Origin of the sequence: Thioclava sp. F34-6 (assembly GCF_002213235.1) — a bacterium.
Taxonomy (GTDB): domain Bacteria; phylum Pseudomonadota; class Alphaproteobacteria; order Rhodobacterales; family Rhodobacteraceae; genus Thioclava; species Thioclava nitratireducens.
On record NZ_NBOA01000025.1, the window covers coordinates 2501 to 5637 of the forward strand.

At 53.9% G+C, this 3137-nt stretch carries 1 tRNA gene and 2 rRNA genes (1 of these 3 cut by a window edge); all 3 read left to right on the forward strand.

Annotated features, from left to right (window positions below):
* A 23S ribosomal RNA gene (locus tag B6V72_RS18800) occupies window positions 1-2662 on the forward strand (it extends 171 nt beyond the left edge of the window).
* A gap of 88 nt (window positions 2663-2750) precedes the next feature.
* Window positions 2751-2865: ribosomal RNA gene (gene rrf, locus B6V72_RS18805) — 5S ribosomal RNA — on the forward strand.
* 195 nt (window positions 2866-3060) lie between these two features.
* Window positions 3061-3137 (forward strand) — tRNA-Met (locus B6V72_RS18810).

The window sequence follows — 3137 nt, forward strand, 5'->3', positions numbered from 1 at the left end:
TCCAAAACAGGTACTTTTAACCTGAATACATAGGGTTATAAGAGCGAACCCGGGGAACTGAAACATCTAAGTACCCGGAGGAAAGGAAATCAACAGATACTCCGCTAGTAGTGGCGAGCGAACGCGGACCAGCCGAGCCATGAGAATGACCAGAATGATCTGGAAAGATCAGCCAGAGCGGGTGACAGCCCCGTATGGGAAGTTCAATTGGACGTATTAAGTAGGGCGGGACACGTGTAATCCTGTCTGAAGATCGGGGGACCACCCTCGAAGGCTAAGTACTCCTTACTGACCGATAGCGAACCAGTACCGTGAGGGAAAGGTGAAAAGCACCCCGACGAGGGGAGTGAAACAGTTTCTGAAACCGGACGCCTACAAGCAGTCGGAGGAGCCTCGAGCTCTGACGGCGTACCTTTTGTATAATGGGTCAACGACTTGGTCTATCGAGCAAGCTTAAGCCGTTAGGTGTAGGCGTAGCGAAAGCGAGTCTTAACAGGGCGAATTTAGTTCGATGGATCAGACCCGAAACCAGATGATCTAGCCATGTGCAGGCTGAAGGTGAGGTAACACTCACTGGAGGGCCGAACCGACACCCGTTGAAAAGGGTCCGGATGACGTGTGGCTAGGGGTGAAAGGCCAATCAAATCTGGAGATAGCTGGTTCTCCGCGAAAGCTATTTAGGTAGCGCGTCGATTGTATTCTCCCGGGGGTAGAGCACTGCATGGATGATGGGGGCCCACAGCCTTACTGAGTCTAAGCAAACTCCGAATACCGGGAAGAACTGATCGGCAGACACACGGCGGGTGCTAACGTCCGTCGTGGAGAGGGAAACAACCCTGACCAACAGCTAAGGCCCCCAATTCATGGCTAAGTGGGAAAGCATGTGAGACTTCCAAAACAACCAGGAGGTTGGCTTAGAAGCAGCCATCCTTTAAAGATAGCGTAACAGCTCACTGGTCTAGTCAAGAGGTCTTGCGGCGAAGATGTAACGGGGCTCAAGCCATGAGCCGAAGCTTTGGATGCACAGTGATGTGCGTGGTAGCGGAGCGTTCTGTGATATAGAACGCTGCCTCCTTACTCCCCTCGGGGATATTGGAGGCAATGTTCTGACTGTGAAGCCGGGCCGTAAGGCATCCGGTGGAGTGATCAGAAGTGAGAATGTTGACATGAGTAGCGACAAACAGGGTGAGAGACCCTGTCGCCGAAAGTCCAAGGGTTCCTGCTTAAAGCTAATCTGAGCAGGGTAAGCCGGCCCCTAAGGCGAGGCCGAAAGGCGTAGTCGATGGGAACCAGGTTAATATTCCTGGGCCATGTGGTGGTGACGGATCTGAGCCGTTGTTCGATCTTATCGGATTGATCGGGCAGCCAACAGGTTCCTGGAAATAGCCCCACTATCGGACCGTACCCGAAACCGACACAGGTGGACTGGTAGAGAATACCAAGGCGCTTGAGAGAACCACGTTTAAGGAACTCGGCAAAATGCCTCCGTAAGTTCGCGAGAAGGAGGCCCGCTTCGTACGCAAGTATGGGGCGGGGGCACAAACTAGGGGGTGGCGACTGTTTACTTAAAACACAGGGCTGTGCGAAGCCGTAAGGCGACGTATACAGTCTGACGCCTGCCCGGTGCCGGAAGGTTAAAAGGAGGAGTGCAAGCTCCGAATTGAAGCCCCGGTAAACGGCGGCCGTAACTATAACGGTCCTAAGGTAGCGAAATTCCTTGTCGGGTAAGTTCCGACCTGCACGAATGGCGTAACGATCTCCCCGCTGTCTCAAACGTGGACTCAGCGAAATTGAACTGTGTGTCAAGATGCACACTACCCGCGGTTAGACGGAAAGACCCCATGAACCTTTACTATAGCTTCGCACTGGCATCAGGCATGTGATGTGCAGGATAGGTGGTAGGCTTTGAAACGGGGACGCCAGTCTCCGTGGAGCCATCCTTGAGATACCACCCTTCGCCTGCTTGATGTCTAACCGCGGTCCCTTATCGGGATCCGGGACCCTGCGTGGTGGGTAGTTTGACTGGGGCGGTCGCCTCCCAAAGTGTAACGGAGGCGCGCGAAGGTTGGCTCAGACCGGTCGGAAATCGGTCGTTGAGTGCAATGGCAGAAGCCAGCCTGACTGCAAGACTGACAAGTCGAGCAGAGACGAAAGTCGGCCATAGTGATCCGGTGGTCCCGAGTGGAAGGGCCATCGCTCAACGGATAAAAGGTACTCTGGGGATAACAGGCTGATGATGCCCAAGAGTCCATATCGACGGCATCGTTTGGCACCTCGATGTCGGCTCATCTCATCCTGGGGCTGGAGCAGGTCCCAAGGGTACGGCTGTTCGCCGTTTAAAGAGGTACGTGAGCTGGGTTTAGAACGTCGTGAGACAGTTCGGTCCCTATCTGCCGTGGGTGTAGGATACTTGAGAAGAGTTGCCCCTAGTACGAGAGGACCGGGGTGAACGGACCACTGGTGGACCAGTTATCGTGCCAACGGTAGTGCTGGGTAGCTATGTCCGGACAGGATAACCGCTGAAAGCATCTAAGCGGGAAGCCCCCTTCAAAACTAGGTATCCCTTGAGGGCCGTGGAAGACCACCACGTCGATAGGCTGGAGATGTAAGCGCGGCAACGCGTTCAGTTGACCAGTACTAATTGCCCGATTGGCTTGATTTGATCCGGTAGTAGCCAGACCTCTGGTAACCGATCAAACAGCATGCACAATACAAAGTGTACGATTTGAACTTCATCGCTTCTTCCTCGGTTTGGTGGTCATAGCACGAGCAAAACACCCGGCTCCATTCCGAACCCGGCCGTTAAGTGCCGTCGCGCCAATGGTACTGCGTCTTAAGACGTGGGAGAGTAGGTCACCGCCAAACCTAGAAAGAAGCGACGAAAAACTTCATCTCTCAAAAAACGATGACAAACAAAATCCCGATCGCAAACACTAAATGCCCTCGGGAATAAACGCGGGATCGAGCACCCCGCAAGCGAGACAAACTCTACTCGAGAGTTTGAAAAACGCGATCGCCGCGTCAGGCTCATAACCTGACAAAAGGCAAAAGCTCAACGGACGCGGGATGGAGCAGCCCGGTAGCTCGTCAGGCTCATAACCTGAAGGTCGTAGGTTCAAATCCTACTCCCGCAACCA